We start from the raw sequence: 1,155 nt of genomic DNA on the forward strand, positions 1-1,155 counted from the left end.
CGCCATGGCAAACCCACTGGCAGCGCCGGCAGCCGTGCCAACAGTCCCGCCAACCTTGCGGCCATTTTGCAGGGCGACGATGCGGATGGAGCGGCAGGACGGACATTGAATGATCATGAAACCTCCATGAGATGGGGTCAGGAAGGACATTCCTTCCCGGCTTCATGGAGGTGATATGTGTTTGAAAATAATTAGATTAGAGCTGTTTATGTGAAAGCCAAGGAGATAGAGGCGCTTTGATAGGTTGTCAGAGTTTTATGTCTCTTTTTGCTGCCTGTAGTCCGTAGACTTTTGTAAATCACATGTGTTGAATTGCGATCGTGAAAGACGAGAATATGAATAGCAAAATTCGCTATTCAGTTGGGGGTAATGTTCGCCCAAATGGAAGTGCGCTCTATGTCGCAAGAGAAGTTGTGATAAATGTTGTTTGGATAGATGCATGCACTATCGGCTGGATCATATAATCCAAGAAGAGTGCGAGGGCTCATGCTAAGCTATGTTAGTGTGCGGAGTTTTCAAGAGCCCGCCTAGAACCGCACGCGGAAGAAAAGTGAATAAAGCACAGGTATTGCCACCATGGTAAGCAGAGTGGCGAAGGCAAGCCCCCCCATGATAGTAATCGCCATGCTCGAAAAGAAGGCGTCCCACATCAGAGGTATCATGCCGAGAATGGTGGTGAAGGCCGCGAGGATCACGGGGCGCAGGCGGCTGACGCTGCCATCGACTAGTGCATCTCTCATTAGCTTACCGTCCTTGACCTGTGCGTCGACTTCGTCAATTAACACGATGGCATTTTTCATCAGCATTCCGGAAAGGCTGAGGAAGCCGAGCATTGCCATGAAAGTGAATGGCTGACCAGTTAGTAACAGGCCGATGCTCACGCCACAGATCGACATTGGTACGATCAGCCAGATTATCAGCGGCTGACGGACCTTTCCGAACAATAATACTGAAATTACCAGCATCACAAGGATCCCCAGCGGTACCTGTTTCGCCAGGGACGCTTGCGCTTCGCTGGCTTTCTCATATTCGCCGCCCCATTCCAGAGCATAACCTTTTGGCAGCGGTAGAGTTTCCACCGCGTTATGTAATTGTCGCAATGCTTGGTCGGCAGTCAGGTCGCCAATCGGTTCGGCCTGAACTTTGAGCGCGCGT

1 protein-coding gene is annotated in these 1,155 nt (G+C 50.8%); it reads right to left on the bottom strand.

Annotated elements, in window-relative coordinates:
- Positions 1 to 527: 527 nt before the first annotated feature.
- The coding region (locus tag A3730_RS05880) for an efflux RND transporter permease subunit (RefSeq protein WP_197477321.1) at positions 528 to 1,155 on the bottom strand (628 nt) is incomplete at its 5' end.

It is taken from the genome of Alcanivorax sp. HI0044 (assembly GCF_001634945.1).